The sequence below is a fragment of the Geodermatophilus sp. SYSU D00697 genome, assembly GCF_054050175.1.
This window is the reverse complement of the sequence record NZ_JBJGYV010000003.1, coordinates 273,103-287,374: the sequence shown is the minus strand read 5'-3', so window position 1 is coordinate 287,374 and position 14,272 is coordinate 273,103. Positions and strand designations below refer to the sequence as shown.

Genomic DNA, 14,272 nt, shown 5'->3' with positions numbered 1-14,272 from the left:
GATTTTAATTATGACTAGGTTCGCTTACAGCACACGGCTGTACGCCACCGAGCCCACCCCGCCCCCCCCCCCCCGCCCCCCCCCGGGGCCGCTCGAGGGCCGCCCACCGGCCGGGCCGGGCTGGGTGCCGGCTGCGGACTGCGGCGAGACCGCGGCCTCGCTCACGAGTGCGGGGTGGCCGAGAGCGGCCGGTCGCTGGCGACGTCCACGTGGTTCTCCTCAGTCGTCCCCTGGGTGGGGCGGTCGTCGTCCGCAGGCGCGTCCGGGGGGACGGAACGCCCCGGACTCGTTCGCACTGCGAACACTTGTCCGCGTTTGTCGGAGGACCCTGAGCGACCCCAGGGGTGTTGTCAAGCACACGTGTGAGACGCGTCTCGCATTCGTTATCGAGGGCCCCAGAGGCCCCAGGAGGCCGCGCGATCCGGACAGCGACACCGTGATCGGGATAGCCGGGAGGGGGTGGCCGGCCTAGCGTCCGCAGGTCCGCCGGGGGCCCCGACCGCCCCCGGGAGCCGGCGACCAGGAGGCGACGTGGCCGACTACAACCCGTTCTCCAGCGGCGTCGATCCCGCTCCGACGACGCGCAGGGTGCGCCGCCTGGTCACCGGCCTCGACGCCGAGGGCCGGTCGACGATCGTGCTGGAGGACGAGGGGCGGCACGCGGCTGCCGGCCACGGCGTCCCCACCTACGTGGCCACCCAGCTGTGGCGGACCGAGACCTCACCGGCGGACAACACCGGCCCCCTGCGCGACCCGTACGACACCGACCAGCCGCTGAGCGTCGGGCCGCCGCAGAACGGCACGATCTTCCGCACGCTGGAGCTGCCGCCGGACCGGGAGTGGCGGTTCGACGCCGACGGCGACGAGATCCGCCCGCTGGCCTTCCACACCACCCGGTCCATCGACTACGCGATCGTGCTCAGCGGCGAGATCTGGGCGGTCCTCGACGCGACCGAGGTGCGGATGACCGCCGGCGACGTCCTCGTGCAGCGGGGCACCGCGCACGCCTGGTCCAACCGGTCCGACGAGCCCTGCCTCATGGCCTTCGTGCTCGTCGGCGGCAACCTGCCCGACGAGGCCTGAGCCCCCGGGTCAGCCGGCGCGCGTGCGCGAGGGGAGCTCCCCGAACCGGGCCCGGTAGGCCGCCGAGAAGCGGCCGAGGTGGGTGAAGCCGCACGCCAGCGCGACGTCGGTGACGCTCGCGTCGCCGTCCGCGAGCCGCCGGCGCACCTCGTCGAGCCGGACGTCGCGCAGGTAGGTCATCGGGGAGAGGCCGAACGCCGTCCCGAAGGCCTCCTGCAGCCGGCGCACGCTCGACCCGGCGGCGGCCGCCACGTCGGTGACCGTCAACGGCTCGGCGTAGTGGTCCCGGATGAACTCCTGCGCCCGCCGGACGGTCCGCGGGCGCAGCGGGCTCGCGGCTTCGGTGAGGGCCGCCGAGTAGTTGTGCGGCTGCGCGGCCAGCAGGCCGGCCACCAGGGTGCGGACCTGCCGACGACGGACGAGCGGGGAGTCCAGCAACCCGGGCGAGTCGAGCTCGGCCAGCGTGAACCGGACCAGCGAGAGCCACGACCGGCCCGCGCCGGTGCGCAGGTCGAACGCCGGCGCCCACCGGACCGGGCCGGTGACCTGACGCCCCAGCATGGCGGCCAGTTCGGCTTCCACGAGGTCGCGGCTGAGCTTCATGCCGACCAGGCCGCTGCCCGCCCGCGCCCGCAACTGGTGGCGCTCCCGCGCGCCGTGGACCGCGGCCGACCCCGGCTGCACCAGGACCTCGTCACTGCCGCTGACGGCCACCACGGACCCGGAGAGGACGAGGTTGACGTGGTAGGTGGTGGCGTCCTGGTCCGGCGTCACCTGCACGTCGCCGCCGGGCCGGATGTAGCCGAGGGTGAAGTCCGGTTCGTGCAGCGCGTGCAGCACGGAGGCGGCCGGGAACCGGCCGGTGACCTGGGGCCGGACCTCCGCGGGGTAGTAGACGGCGTTGAGCCGGGAGGTGAACTCGGAGACGTCGCTGGAACGGCAGAGCGGGAAACGCTGCAACGGCGGTGCCGGTGTCATCAGGCCCCTTGCGACGTGACGGTGGACACAGGTGCCGCTCCACGGTAGATGCCCCCTCACCGGGAGGACAGACCCGGCCCCGGCTCGTCGCTCCCGTGTCGCTCGGCCGTGTCACCCCGCGTGGGGAACAACGCGGGAGCCGGGACGGTTACCCTGTCTGCACAACTACACAGGGGGTGAATGGTCTCGACTTCGGTCGGGTGGCCAGGGGAAGCGAGCCGAGGAAGCCGACGATGAGCTCGTTAACCACGCGTCGGAAACCAATCAAGCGCCGACTCCAGTCAGCGCGACTTCGCCCTCGCTGCCTGAGCAGCGTAGGCGGGTCTGTCAGCCCGGGTTCGTCATCGACCCGGATCCTGGCATCAGCTAGATGACTCACCGTGCGTGCCGGTCGCGGGCGCGCACGGGACACCGCACAGCGACTGGGCCCGTCATCCCGTCTCGTCCGCGAGATCGGGAGGGTCGAGCAGAGACGAAGCGGACTGCGCTCGGAGAAGCCCTGGACATGCGTCGAAGGACGCGGGTTCGATTCCCGCCACCTCCACCCACCCACCCCAGGGGCCTCGGCGAGGAGCCAGGCCCGGTGCCGGCGAGGAGCCGGGCCACCGCGGACAGCGGTGGCCCGGCTCTCGTCCTCTCCGGGTCCCACGTCAGGTCCGGGCCCTCCCCCGACCGCGTGCCACCCCCTCGACGGGTCGTGCAGCTGGAGCCGCAGGCCCCGCCGGCCCCACCTCCGTCGGCATCTCGCGAGGCGTGGTGGCGCGCCCCGCGGCCGGCGAGGTCGAGCACGGCCGGCGGACTCGACCCGGGGGCCCCTGCGCACGCCGACCGGTCAGGGCGACCCCTCGCGGGGGGCCGTGGCCTGCTGGCCGTAGCCACGCAGCCGCCGTCCGACCTCGGTGACCTCCTCGGCGTCGAGCACCCGCACCGGCGCCCCGGTCGCCATCGCGCGCAGCTGGACGTCGCAGATGTACTCGAGGTACGGGACGAGCCCCATGACCTTGGCGAGGTCCTCGCCGGTGAGGACCGCGCCGTGGTTGCCCATGAGCGCGGCGCTGCGGTCGCGCAGCGCGGCGGTGACGTTGTCGGCCAGCCGGCTCGTGCCGAAGGTGGCGTAGGGGGCGACGCGGACCGGGCCGCCGAACATCGCCGTGTAGTAGTGCGAGGCGGGTACCTCGTCGACGAGGGTGGACAGGGCGGTCGAGGCGGGGGCGTGGGTGTGCACGACGGCCGTGCGGGCCGACTCCCGATAGACGGCCAGGTGCAGGGCCAGCTCGCTCGAGGGCTGCAGGACCGCCTCGACGGGGTTCCCGTCGAGGTCGTGGACGCCGACGTCGCGCGCGGACATCGCCTCGTAGTCCACCCCGCTCGGCGAGATGACGACGAGGTCGTCGACCCGCACCGAGACGTTGCCCGCCGTCCCCACGACCAGGCCGGAGCGGCTCAGCTCCCGGCAGGCGTCCGCCACCTGCTGGCGCTGCCGGGCGAGCAGGAGGTCGGGCGCGTCCGGTCGCGCGGTCCCGGCGCTCACGGCTCGAGCACGTACTTCGAGCCGCGACCGGCAGCCATGTCCTCCAGGCTGGGCACCAGGGCCTCGAGCGGGCGGACCTCGGTGACCAGCGAGTGGCCGTCCACCTTCTTGGACGCCAGCAGCTCGACGGCGGTGCGCACGTAGTTCGGCGTGTGGTGGAAGACGCCCTTGAGCGTGTACTCCTCGTAGTGCATCGCGGAGGAGTCGACGGAGAACGGCGCGCCCTTCGGGGTGCCGCCGAAGAGGACGGCCGTCGCGCCGGGCCGGAGGGTGCGCACCGTCTGCTCCCAGACGCCGGGTAGCCCGACCGCCTCGATGCCGACGTCGGCGCCGCGTCCCGCGGGCGTGCGGCCCTTGATGAGGGCGACGCGCTCCTCGGGGTCGGCGACGTCGGACAGGTCGATGGTGTCGACAGCGCCGACCCGGCGGGCCTGCTCCAGGCGCCACGGGGTCTGGTCCACCGAGATCACGTTGGCCCCGCGCAGGGTCGCCAGGCGCACGAACATCAACCCGATCGGCCCGGCCCCGTGGACCACGACGGTGTCGCCGAGCTCGATGCCGGTCTCGGCCATGCCGTGCACGACGGTGGCCAGCGGCTCGAGCGGCGCGGCGGCCGCGAACTCCAGGTCGTCGGGCAGGACGTAGGTGTTGCGCTGCACGATGGCCTGCGGGATGACGACCTGCTCGGCGAAGGCCCCGTTGAGGAACTCGAGGTTCTCGCACAGGCTCTCCCGGCCCCGGGTGCAGGCCCAGCAGTGGCCGCAGGGCGCGGTGTTCGCCGCCACGACCCGGTCGCCGACGGAGAAGTCGGTGACCCCGTCGCCGACCGCGGCCACGACGCCGGCGAACTCGTGCCCGAAGCGCGACGGCAGGGTCGGGAACAGCTTCGGGTGGCCGCGGCGGTAGGACTTGAGGTCCGTGCCGCAGGTGGCCGCCGCCCGCACGTCCACCAGCAGCTCCCCCGGCCCCGGTTCCTGTGCCGGCACGTCCTCCACCCGGAGGTCCCCCGGTCCGTAGAACACCGCTGCCCTCATGCGTGTGCACCTCTCATCATGCTGCTCCTCACGTGACGTCCGTCTGTGGTCTCGCGTCGTCGATGGGCCCAGGGCTGCGCGCCGCGCCGTCCGAGTCGGTCGTCTCGTGGAGGGCGTGCAGCAGGTCGCGGGTCCCGGCGTAGAGACGCCGGTACACCGCCAGCAGGTCGGCATAGGCGGCGACGGCGTCGGGCCGGGGCTCGACGACCCGGTCGGTGGCGGCGAGCGCCGCGGCGGCCTCGCGCAGGGAGCCGAACGCGCCGACGGCGGTGAGTGCGACGGCCGCCGCGCCGAGCGCGCTCACCTCGCCTTCGGCGCGGACCTCCAGGGGCCGGGCGAAGACGTCGGCGAGCACCTGCGTCCAGAGGGCGCTGCGGGCACCGCCGCCCATGGCGCGGATCACCTGGACCCGCTCGCCACGGGCCTCCTCGAGGCCGTCGAGCTGCAGCCGCAGCTCGTAGGCGATGCCCTCCAGCAGCGAACGGTAGAAGTGGGCCCGGCCGTGGCCACTGCGCCAGCCGATCGTCAGCCCGGAGGCCCGGCCGTCCCAGTGCGGCGTCTGGGCCGCGTTCCAGTACGGCAGGGTGAGCAGCCGCTCGCTGCCGATCGGCACGGCCGCTGCCTCCCGCTCGAGCTCCGGGTCCGGCGCGCCGGCCAGCTCCCGTGCGCCGAACTCGCGGCGGAACCACGTCGGCAGGAAGGTGCCCGAGGAGGTGAACGCCTCGACCGTGACGTGGCCCGGCAGCGCCGACACCATCGACCGGTAGGCGCGCGAGGGCAGGTAGGCGGTGCTCTCGCTCCCGATCACCACCGCCGTCCCGAGGACGAGGTACGCACTGCCGGGTTCGGTGACGTCCAGGCCCAGCCCGGCCGCCTGGCCGTCACCGAGACCGGCGACGACCTCCACCGTGCTGGGCAGCCCCCAGCGCTCGGCGACCTCGGGACGCAGGGGACCGAGCGATGCACCCGTCCGGACCAGGTCGGGCAGCTGGTCACGCCGGAGGCCGGCGATGTCGAGCAGCTCGCTGCTGTAGTCGCCGGTCCTGACGTCGAGGAGGGCGAGCGGGTCGACCGACGCGGTGCTGGAGACCCAGTGGCCGGTCATCGCGTGCACCAGGTACCCGTGCACGTCGACCACCCGGCGGGTGGCGGCGGTGGTGCGCGGCTCGTGCTCCCGCAGCCAGGCCAGCTTGTAGAGGCCCGGGGTGATGTCGGCCGGCTTGCCCGACAGCCGTTCGATCCGGTCGGTGCCGAGGCGCTCGGCCTGGGACTCGGCGCGCCCGTCCATCCACAGGATCGCCGGCCGCAGCGGCTGGTCGGCGTCGTCGAGGCAGACGAAGGACTCGCGTTGGTGCGTCACGCAGACCGCGGCGACGTGTTCGGGGTGCTGCACCTCTGCCAGCGCGGCGCGGACGGCCGAGTCGGTGGCGCTCCACCAGTCGGGGGCGTGCTGCTCGAACCGACGGGGGGCGGGGGTGGCCGTGTCCAGCGGGTGCGCGCCGCTGCCCAGCACCCGACCCCCGGCGTCGACGACGAGGGCCTTGGCCGCCGTCGTGGAGCAGTCGATCGCCACCACGAGGGGCGCGGTCACGGCTCGTACCCCGACTCGGGGGAGGTGGCGGGCACGGGTGCGACGACGACGTTCGCGCCGCTCGCACGCAGCTGCTCGACCTCGCTCTCGTCGAGGCCGGAGTCGACGACGACGGCGTCGAAGTCGGCCAGCGCGCAGATCCGGTGCACCGCGCGGCGCGCCGTCTTGGTGTGGTCGACGAGGAGGACGCGCAGCTCCGCACTGCCCATGAACGCGCGCTTGAGGTCGGCCGCGGCACTCGACGGGTGGAAGCAGGTGCCCCGGGTCACCGCCGGCACGGACATGAACAGGACGTCGTAGTGCACCGCTTCCAGGGCGCCGATCGCCTGCGACCCGGTGAAGGCGGAGAAGTCGGGCTCGTAGTCGCCACCGATCGCGTGGAGCCGCACCCGCGGTTCGGCCGCGAGCTGGGTGATGGCGGGCAGGAAGTTGGACACGACCGTCAGCGGGAGACGCTCGAGGAGCAGCGGCAGGACGTGGAGGGCCGTGGTGCTGTCGTCGAGGGCGACCGCCTGCATCTGCACGCGTTCGGTCGCCCAGGCGAAGCCCGCCTGCGCGACGACCCTCTTCTCCCTCACGTTGAGCGTCCGGCGGAGGTCGACGTTGCGCTCGAAGGCCTCGCTCGGGGGAGCCTCGGCCCCCGAGCGCACCTTGCGCACCACGCCCTGGCTGTCGAGGTGGTCGAGATCCCGGTGGATCGTCATCGTGCTGACGCCGAACTGCTCGGCCAGGTCGTCGATCCGCGCCCAACCCTGCGCCTTGACCAGCTCCGCGATCTGCGATCGACGGAGCGCGTGACTGCTCCCGCGCTGGGCCAATGTGGACATGGCCGGCCTCCCGGTCGTGACGACGATGCCGCGTCGACGCCAATCTAACACTAAAGCTGATATTTGCAACACAACCTGTGTTACCTCGTGTGATCGGCGCATGATCGGCGTCACGGAGGGGAGCCCCGGCGTGGTCGCACGCCGGCGTCGGCACGGGTATGCCGATGTGTACGCTCGTTCTCATGAGCCTCCGGCCCGACACGGGCGATCCCCGGACCATGCGCGAGCGGATGCTCGCCGGGGACCTCTACATCGCCGACGACCCCGAGCTCGCCGAGGCGAGCACCCGTGCCCTGGACCTGGCCGACGCGTACAACGCGACGACGGTCCGCCAGGGCCCCCTGCGCCGCCGGCTGCTCGAGGAGCTGCTCGGCGCCATCGGCGAGGGCACCGAGATCCGGCCGCCGCTGTACGTCGACTACGGCAGCTCCCTGCGCATCGGCGCCCGGTGCTTCGCGAACTTCGGGCTGGTCGCCCTCGACGTCGCGCCGATCACCATCGGGGACGACGTCCAGATCGGGCCCAACGTCCAGCTGCTCACCCCGACCCACCCGGTCGAGCCGGGACCGCGGCGGGCCAAGTGGGAGGCGGCCGCGCCGATCACGATCGGCGACAACGTCTGGCTCGGTGGTGGGGCGATCGTGCTGCCCGGCGTGACGATCGGGGACAACACCGTCGTCGGCGCCGGCTCCGTGGTCACCCGGGACCTCCCGGCCGACGTGGTCGCCGTGGGCAACCCCGCCCGCGTCGTCCGCACGCTGGACGAGCCCGGCCGGTGAGCGCCGCCCCCACCCCGGTGCGGCGGGCCCGCCGGTACGACCCGGGCCGGCGCGACCGGCTGGTGGACACCGCGCTGGACGTCATCGCCGAGCAGGGCGTCGCTGCCGCCTCCCACCGGGCGATCGCGCGTGCGGCCGACGTCCCGCTGGGGTCGCTGACCTACCACTTCGACTCGCTGACCGACCTGCTCGCTGCGGCGTTCACCCGGCACGTCGACACCGTCGCGGCCCGCTTCGACGAGCGCATGCGTGCCGCACCCGACCGGGCGGCCGCGCTCGAGGCGCTGGTCGAGCACCTCACCGGCGACCTGCTGGGTTCACAGCGCGACCTGGTGCTGGCCGTCGAGCTCTACGTCGCCGCGGCCCGCAACCCGGCCCTGCGCGCGGTCACCCAGGACTGGATGTCCCGCAGCCGCCGCAGCCTCGAACGCCACCTCGACCCCGTCACCGCGCGGGAGGTCGACGCGCTCGTCGAGGGCCTGGTCCTGCACAGCGCCCTGTCCACCGACCCGATGGACACAGCAGGGATCCGTTCCGCCCTCTCCCGGCTCGCCGGCTGAGACCCGACCCCCGAGGACCCCGTGGAGACCGCCACCCTCGACGCCGCGCGCCTGCGCCGTGCCCGCAGCGCCGTCGCCGCCTGCTTCTTCCTCAACGCCGTGTTCTACGCCGGCCTCGTACCCCGGCTGCCGGAGGTGAAGGCGGAGCTGGGGCTGAGCAGCACCGCTCTCGGCGCGGCCCTGGCGGCCGTACCGCTGGGCGCGCTGCTGGCCGGCCTGTCCTCCGCGCCGCTCATCCGCCGGTTCGGCTCCGGCCGGGTCGCCTCCTACGGCCTGGTCCTGCTCGGCGTCACCGTGTGGACGGTGTCGGTGGCACCGAACTGGCTCGGCCTCGCCGCGGCGCTCCTGGTGGTCGGCGCGCTGGACGCGATCATCGACGTCGCCCAGAACGCGCACGGGCTGCGGGTGCAGCGGCTCTACCAGCGCTCGATCCTCAACGCCTTCCACGGCATCTGGAGCGTCGGCGCGGTCACCGGCGGCCTGCTCGGCTCGGCCGCGGCGGGGCTGGGGGTGCCCCTCGTCGCCCAGACCGCCGGCTCTGCCGTCGTCTTCGGTGCGCTCGCCGTGGTGGTCTCGCGGGCGGTGCTGCCCGGCCGCGACGAGCCCCAGCAGGCCGCCGACGAGCACCCGCGGGAGCGCCCGCGCCGGCGGGCCGCCGTCCCGGCGCTCGCGGTACTCGGCGTGCTCGCCGCGTGCGGCGCGTTCGTCGAGGACGCCGGCGCCTCGTGGAGCGCGCTCTACCTGCGCACCGAGCTCGCGACCGGCGCGGCCACCGCCGGGCTGGGCTTCGTGGCCCTGCAGGTCGCGATGACCGTCGGGCGGCTGACCGGCGACCGCGTCGTCGACCGCTTCGGCCAGCGGCGGGTGGCCCGTGCGGGCGGGGCGCTCACCGCGGCGGGGATGGGCCTGGCCCTGGCCCTGCCGTCGGTGCCCACCACGCTGGCCGGGTTCGCCCTCGCCGGGCTCGGCGTCGCCACCCTGGTCCCGGCCGTCTACCAGGCGGCCGACGAGCTGCCCGGGCTCCCGCACGGGTTGGGGCTGGCGGTGATCAACTGGCTGCTCCGGATCGGCTTCCTCGTCTCGCCGCCGCTGATCGGGGCCCTGGCCGACGCGACCAGCCTGCGGGTCGCCCTGCTCGCGGTCGTGCTCGCCGGGGCCACCGCGCTGGTCCTCGGACGATCCCTGCCGGGCCGGCCGGCCGCGGACCGAGCCGGACTGTCGTAGCGGGCCCCTACCGTCCCGGCACGACCCCGACGGCGGACGACGGCGAGGAGGCCACGGTGGACCAGACCCTGGAGCGCATCCGGCAGGGGATCGCGCTCGGGCAGCAGGGACGGCGCGCCGAGGCCCGTGCCGCGTTCACCGAGCTCTGGGAGGTCCTCGGCCCCGGCGGCGACCCGCTGCACCGCTGCTTCCTGGCCCACTCCATGGCCGACGTCCAGGACGACCCGCGGGAGGAGCTGGCCTGGGACCTGCGGGCCCTGGCGCTCGCGGAGTCGGTGACCGACGAGCGGGCCGCCGCCGCGGGAGCCATCGCGCCGGTGGCCGCCTTCTACCCCTCGCTGCACCTCAACCTCGGGGAGGACCACCGCAAGCTCGGGGACCTCGCCGCGGCCCGCCGCCACCTCGACCTGGCCCGCCAGGCCGCGCCGGCGCTCGGCGAGGACCCCTACGGCGCCTCGATCAGGGAGGGGCTGGCCGGGCTGGCGGCGCGCCTGGACGAGCAGGAGCCCCCGGCACCCGGCAGCTGAGCACCGCCCGCCCGGCCGGACCGGCCCCTGGGCGTCCGTCGAGCGCCCGGTCTCAGACGCCGGTGGCGCCGTCGATGCGCTCCCGGATCAGGTCGGCGTGGCCGGCGTGCCGGGCGTACTCGGCGATCATGTGGCTGTAGATCCACCGCAGGGTGACCTGCCCGCCCATGAACGGGCTTGTCTCGTCCAGTTCGCGGGCCGCGCAGTTCTCCCGGGCCCGGTCGACCTCGGCCGCCCAGCTCGCGCGGGCGGTGGCGAGCGAGGCGCCGTCGGCGACGTCGAAGCCGCCGTCGTGGCCGGAGGGGTCGGTGTCCGGGTCGTGGATGGCGGGCACCTGCTCCCCCGCCAGCACCCGGCGGAACCAGTTCCGCTCCACCTCGGCCATGTGCTGCAGCAGCCCGAGCAGCGTGAGCGGCGACGGCGGCACCGACGCGGTGGCCAGCTGCTCGTCGGTGAGCCCGTCGCACTTGCCGGCCAGCGTGGCCCGGTAGAAGTCGAGCCAGCCGTCCAGCGTCGTGCGCTCGTCGGCCTCCAGCGGCGGCATGGCCCGCTCGGTCGTCGTCATGCCGCCGATCGTGTCAGCCCGTCGCCAGGCGCCGACGCCCGCCGCCGGCCACCCGGGGAGGTCAGCGGGTGGGCTCCTCCGCGCGAGCGGTCTCCGACTGCCGCGGCATCGGGATGCCCGGCCCGGAGGGAGGGACGTTGGGGTTGTGCCGGAAGAGGTTGTCCGGGTCCCACTCGGCTTTGAGCGCGGACAGCCGGCGGTACTTGTCCTCGCCGTACGACGCCCGCACCCGCCGCTGGTCGGTGTCGGTCTCGAAGTTGAGGTAGGCCCCCTCGTCGGACACGTACGGCTGCAGCGCCTCCCAGAGTTCCCGGACCCAGACGCGGTCGGCCTCGAAACCCTCCTCGTCCGGCGCGATGTCGAGCAGGGCGAGCGCCCAGCGCGTGCTGCGCGGGCTCCCCCACGCCGTCGCGTCGTCCGGGACCTCGGCGAACCGACCGCGCAGCGAGAACATCGGCACGTAGGACATCGGGGACCGCCGACGGGGCAGCCGGTCGAGCAGGACGTCGATCGCACCGTCCGGCAGGTCCTGGAGGTTCACGCTCTTCGCGTACCCGCGGATGCCCCACGGCTCGGCCTCGTCGAGCATCTGCTGCAGTGCCACGTACGGGAGGGGCGTGACCAGCTCGACGAGCGGGTCGAGGTCGCGGAGAGGCGCCACCGCGTCGGCGTGTCGTCGAGCGTCGCCCCAGCCCGTGACCATGACGGCGACCCCCGGGACCCCGCGGTGCTCCGCGGGGACGAACGGCTCGTGGGGTGCGGACAGCAACGCCGCGACCGCACTGGCGCTGGAGGGGAGTTCGAAGAGGTACCTCCGGGCGAAGGCGAGCACCTGCCCGGCCCGCTCGACGGGCCAGAAGAAGAACCCCAGGTCCACCGTGGGATCGAGGTCGTGCAGGTCGAACACCAGCTCGGTCACGACCCCGAAGTTGCTGCCCGCACCGCGCAACCCCCACAGGAGGTCGGGGTGCTCCTGGTCGGACACGGTCACGGTCCGGCCGTCGGCAGTGACCAGCGTCGCCGCGACCAGGTTGTCGCAGGCCAGCCCGTGCTGCGGGGTCAGCCAGCCCATCCCACCGCTGAGCGTCAGGCCGGCGACCCCGGTGTGACTCACCGTCCCACCGACCGTCGCGAGTCCGTGCGGGGCGGTCGCGGCGTCCACCGCGGCCCAGGTGGCCCCACCGCCGACGTACCCGCGCCGCGCCGCCGGGTCCACCCGGACGCCGTTCATCCGGGAGAGGTCGATCATCATCGCGCCCTCGGCGACACAGCTGCCCGCCGCGCTGTGCCCGCCGCCACGGACGGTGACCTCCGCGCCCGCCTCGCGGACGAGGGTCAGCGCCCGGGCGACCTCGTCGGTGGAGGTGGGCCGCACGATCAGCGCCGGCTGCCGGGAGACGGCGCCGTTCCAGACGGCCTCGGCCCGGGCCTGGGCGAACCCGGCGTCGGCCCGTCGCAGTACCTCCCCCGGGAAGGAGCGGAGGAACCGGGTGGTGGTCTGGTCGTCGAGTGGCATGACAGGCCCCCTCTGAGCCCGCAGGCTGCTCCCTGGTGGCGCAGCACCGCTGAGAGCGACCAGGACTCTGGCACAGGCGTCAGTGACCGGAGTCCCCGCGCGCACGCCGGGCGGGTGCAGCGGCGCGTGGTGACCCTGGGAACACGGGTCGGACTGCCGAGCGACCACCGCCCGCAGCCGCGCCGCTCAGAAGGTGATCCGGTGTCCCACGCCCCGACGGCGGGCCGCCGCGAACACCAGCCCGGCGGCGGCCGCGTCCTGCACGGCGACGCCGACGGACTTGTACAGGGTGAGCTGGTCGGCGGTGGTGCGCCCCGGTCGCCGCCCCTCGACCAGCTCGCCGATCTCGACGACGTCGTCGGGCAGCAGCAGCCCCCGGCCGAGGGGGTCGCTGAGGTCGGTGCTCCCGACCGGGTACGGCTGCAGCGCGGTCTCCCGGTGCTCGACCGCGACCAGGGCGTCGGCGACGGTGTCGTCGTCCACCTCGCGCCCGGTGGCCGTGAAGCCGACCGAGGTGACGTGCGTGCCCGGGTCGAGCCAGTCCCGCCGCACGACCGGCTCCTCCGCCGCGGTCGCCGCGCAGACCAGCCCGGCGCCGCGCGTCGCCTCCGGCCACGACGCCACGGCCCGCGCCGGCAGCCCCGCCGCGCGCAGCTCGGCGGCCAGCGCCTCGGCGCGCTCCGGGTGCCGCCCGGCGACGCGCACGTCCGACAGGTCCCGCACGACGCCGGCGGCCAGGGCGTGCGCCCGGGCCTGGACACCGGTGCCCAGGACGGCCAGGACGGTGGCGTCGGGGCGGGCGAGCAGGCGGATGGAGAGGGCCGAGCAGGCGGCCGTGCGGGCCGCGGTGATCGCGTTGCCGTCCATCAGCGCGCAGGGTGTCCCGGTCTGCGGGTCGAAGAGCCCGATCAGCGCCTGGTGGGTGGGCGTGGCCGGCGCGGGGTTGCCCGGGAACACCGAGAGCACCTTGACCGCCAGCCAGCCGAGCGTGGGGCTGTAGCCGGGCATCGCGGCGAGGACGCCGCGCTCGTCGACGAGCGCGGCCACCCGCGGCGGGACCGAGGCCCGCCCGGCCGAGAGGTCGGCCATCGCCGTCGCCAGCGCGTCGACCAGGTCGCGCACGTCGAGCAACTGCTCGACGTCCCGCCGTCGCAGGAGGAGCACCGTCCGATGCTGCGCGCGCGGACCGGCGCCGGTCAACGGTCCCCGGCGGGCAGGCTGTCGGCCGTGGACCTCCAGGCCGACCGCGCGGTGGCCACCGAGCGGCTGCTGCGCCCCGGCGTCCGCGTGCTCGGCGACGGAGAAGACGCCGGAGCGGGCCGGACGCTGCTGGTCCGCTCCGCCGCCGACCCGATCGCGGGCCGCGCACTGCCGCTGCGGGCCTGCCGCACCGAGGAGGACTGGGCCCGGTACGCCGCCGCCCGGCTGCCGGTCGAGGCGGCCCTCGGCCTCGACGAGGACGCCGCACGAGCGCTGGTCGGCCGGACCCGCGAGCGCACGGTGCGGCTGGGCCTGCGGCTGTGGTTGGCGCCGGGCGCGGACGGCGACCTGGTGGGTGCGATCGGCGCTCTCCGGCTGCCCTCCGACGTCCGGACGGCGCGGCTGCAGGAGGTCGACGTCTTCCCCGGGCACCGCGGGGCCGGCTCCGGAGACGGACTGCTGGAGGCCGTCCGCCGGCGCCTGGCCGGCGAGGGCGTGGCGACGCTGGTCGTCGCCGCCGACGAGGACGACTGGCCGCTGGGCTGGTACCGCCGGCGCGGTTTCCGGCCGGTTGCGCGGGTCCCCCGACCCACCCCGTCGGGATGACGTTCCGGTTTCGCGGCTGGAGTCCCGCTCCCCCGGTGCCGAACCTCCCGGTACTCGGACGGAAGGAGCTCGTCGTGCGGACCATGGCGTGCAGGGCGGTGGCCCAGGCCTCACTGGTGGCGACGACCGCGTCGCTGGACGACGAGCAGCCGTGGCCGCTGCTGCTGGTCGCGGGCTGGCTGACCACGGCCGCCGACCTCACCCTGCAGGCCGACGCCGCGGACGTCGTCCTGGCCTGACCGGGCGCCGCG

Annotated in this window: 15 protein-coding genes and 1 other RNA gene; 8 read left to right on the top strand and 8 right to left on the bottom strand. The window is 74.8% G+C overall.

What is annotated here, in order from left to right; translation table 11 throughout:
* The first annotated feature begins 531 nt into the window (after positions 1 to 531).
* On the top strand, positions 532 to 1,083 hold the full coding sequence (locus ACI79C_RS05060) for a cupin domain-containing protein (RefSeq protein ID WP_456944528.1): 552 nt from the start codon (positions 532 to 534) through the stop codon (positions 1,081 to 1,083).
* Positions 1,084 to 1,092: 9 nt separating this feature from the next.
* Here ACI79C_RS05060 and ACI79C_RS05055 read toward each other — a convergent pair whose 3' ends face one another.
* Positions 1,093 to 2,061, bottom strand: a complete 969-nt coding sequence (locus ACI79C_RS05055; RefSeq protein ID WP_456944527.1) for an AraC family transcriptional regulator — start codon at positions 2,059 to 2,061, stop codon at positions 1,093 to 1,095.
* Between the two features lie 172 nt (positions 2,062 to 2,233).
* Between ACI79C_RS05055 and ssrA the strand changes: the two genes are divergently transcribed.
* Positions 2,234 to 2,608, top strand: a transfer-messenger RNA (tmRNA) gene (ssrA, locus tag ACI79C_RS05050).
* Between the two features lie 285 nt (positions 2,609 to 2,893).
* On the opposite strand, the gene ACI79C_RS05045 is transcribed toward ssrA, so the two are convergent.
* The 4 genes from ACI79C_RS05045 to ACI79C_RS05030 are packed head-to-tail and all read right to left on the bottom strand — an operon-like array spanning position 2,894 to position 7,044.
* Positions 2,894 to 3,592 carry a class II aldolase/adducin family protein gene (locus ACI79C_RS05045; RefSeq protein ID WP_456944526.1) on the bottom strand — a complete coding sequence of 233 codons (699 nt, stop codon included), beginning with the start codon at positions 3,590 to 3,592 and terminating at the stop codon, positions 2,894 to 2,896.
* Complete coding sequence (locus ACI79C_RS05040) at positions 3,589 to 4,626, bottom strand: zinc-dependent alcohol dehydrogenase (RefSeq protein WP_456944525.1); 1,038 nt, start codon at positions 4,624 to 4,626, stop codon at positions 3,589 to 3,591. The genes ACI79C_RS05045 and ACI79C_RS05040 overlap by 4 nt, the downstream gene beginning before the upstream one ends.
* Before the next feature lie 28 nt (positions 4,627 to 4,654).
* A complete protein-coding gene (locus ACI79C_RS05035) occupies positions 4,655 to 6,217 on the bottom strand; it encodes a xylulokinase (RefSeq protein WP_456944524.1) in 1,563 nt (520 codons plus the stop codon).
* On the bottom strand, positions 6,214 to 7,044 hold the full coding sequence (locus tag ACI79C_RS05030; RefSeq protein WP_456944523.1) for a DeoR/GlpR family DNA-binding transcription regulator: 831 nt from the start codon (positions 7,042 to 7,044) through the stop codon (positions 6,214 to 6,216). The genes ACI79C_RS05035 and ACI79C_RS05030 overlap by 4 nt, the downstream gene beginning before the upstream one ends.
* Before the next feature lie 182 nt (positions 7,045 to 7,226).
* On the opposite strand from ACI79C_RS05030, the gene ACI79C_RS05025 reads away from it, so the two are divergent.
* From ACI79C_RS05025 to ACI79C_RS05010, 4 genes are read left to right on the top strand one after another with little or no spacing between them, the layout of a single operon-like run.
* Complete coding sequence (locus ACI79C_RS05025) at positions 7,227 to 7,823, top strand: sugar O-acetyltransferase (protein ID WP_456944522.1); 597 nt, start codon at positions 7,227 to 7,229, stop codon at positions 7,821 to 7,823.
* Positions 7,820 to 8,383, top strand: a complete 564-nt coding sequence (locus ACI79C_RS05020) for a TetR/AcrR family transcriptional regulator (RefSeq protein ID WP_456944521.1) — start codon at positions 7,820 to 7,822, stop codon at positions 8,381 to 8,383. Before ACI79C_RS05025 ends, ACI79C_RS05020 begins: the two co-directional genes overlap by 4 nt.
* Before the next feature lie 21 nt (positions 8,384 to 8,404).
* Entirely contained in the window at positions 8,405 to 9,607 is a 1,203-nt protein-coding gene (locus ACI79C_RS05015; protein ID WP_456944520.1) for an MFS transporter, read from the top strand.
* 56 nt (positions 9,608 to 9,663) lie between these two features.
* A complete protein-coding gene (locus tag ACI79C_RS05010; protein ID WP_456944519.1) occupies positions 9,664 to 10,134 on the top strand; it encodes a hypothetical protein in 471 nt (156 codons plus the stop codon).
* Between the two features lie 52 nt (positions 10,135 to 10,186).
* Here ACI79C_RS05010 and ACI79C_RS05005 read toward each other — a convergent pair whose 3' ends face one another.
* From ACI79C_RS05005 to ACI79C_RS04995, 3 genes are all read right to left on the bottom strand, one after another.
* Positions 10,187 to 10,699 carry a DinB family protein gene (locus ACI79C_RS05005; RefSeq protein ID WP_456944518.1) on the bottom strand — a complete coding sequence of 171 codons (513 nt, stop codon included), beginning with the start codon at positions 10,697 to 10,699 and terminating at the stop codon, positions 10,187 to 10,189.
* Between the two features lie 61 nt (positions 10,700 to 10,760).
* Positions 10,761 to 12,215 carry an FAD-binding oxidoreductase gene (locus ACI79C_RS05000; protein ID WP_456944517.1) on the bottom strand — a complete coding sequence of 485 codons (1,455 nt, stop codon included), beginning with the start codon at positions 12,213 to 12,215 and terminating at the stop codon, positions 10,761 to 10,763.
* A 186-nt stretch (positions 12,216 to 12,401) separates the two neighbouring features.
* A complete protein-coding gene (locus tag ACI79C_RS04995) occupies positions 12,402 to 13,379 on the bottom strand; it encodes an ornithine cyclodeaminase family protein (protein WP_456944516.1) in 978 nt (325 codons plus the stop codon).
* A gap of 63 nt (positions 13,380 to 13,442) precedes the next feature.
* Here ACI79C_RS04995 and ACI79C_RS04990 point away from each other — a divergent pair, with 63 nt between their 5' ends.
* Positions 13,443 to 14,021: a GNAT family N-acetyltransferase gene (locus ACI79C_RS04990; RefSeq protein ID WP_456944515.1), complete on the top strand. Its 579-nt coding sequence runs from the start codon at positions 13,443 to 13,445 to the stop codon at positions 14,019 to 14,021.
* 74 nt (positions 14,022 to 14,095) lie between these two features.
* A complete protein-coding gene (locus tag ACI79C_RS04985) occupies positions 14,096 to 14,260 on the top strand; it encodes a hypothetical protein (RefSeq protein ID WP_456944532.1) in 165 nt (54 codons plus the stop codon).
* The last annotated feature ends 12 nt before the right edge of the window (positions 14,261 to 14,272 follow it).

Coding starts and splice junctions, on each gene's coding strand:
- ACI79C_RS05040 (WP_456944525.1), bottom strand. CDS start 4,626: ATGAGGGCAGCGGTGTTCTACGGACCGGGGGACCTCCGGGTGGAGGAC.
- ACI79C_RS05000 (WP_456944517.1), bottom strand. CDS start 12,215: ATGCCACTCGACGACCAGACCACCACCCGGTTCCTCCGCTCCTTCCCG.
- ACI79C_RS05025 (WP_456944522.1), top strand. CDS start 7,227: ATGAGCCTCCGGCCCGACACGGGCGATCCCCGGACCATGCGCGAGCGG.
- ACI79C_RS05030 (WP_456944523.1), bottom strand. CDS start 7,044: ATGTCCACATTGGCCCAGCGCGGGAGCAGTCACGCGCTCCGTCGATCG.
- ACI79C_RS05055 (WP_456944527.1), bottom strand. CDS start 2,061: ATGACACCGGCACCGCCGTTGCAGCGTTTCCCGCTCTGCCGTTCCAGC.
- ACI79C_RS05005 (WP_456944518.1), bottom strand. CDS start 10,699: ATGACGACGACCGAGCGGGCCATGCCGCCGCTGGAGGCCGACGAGCGC.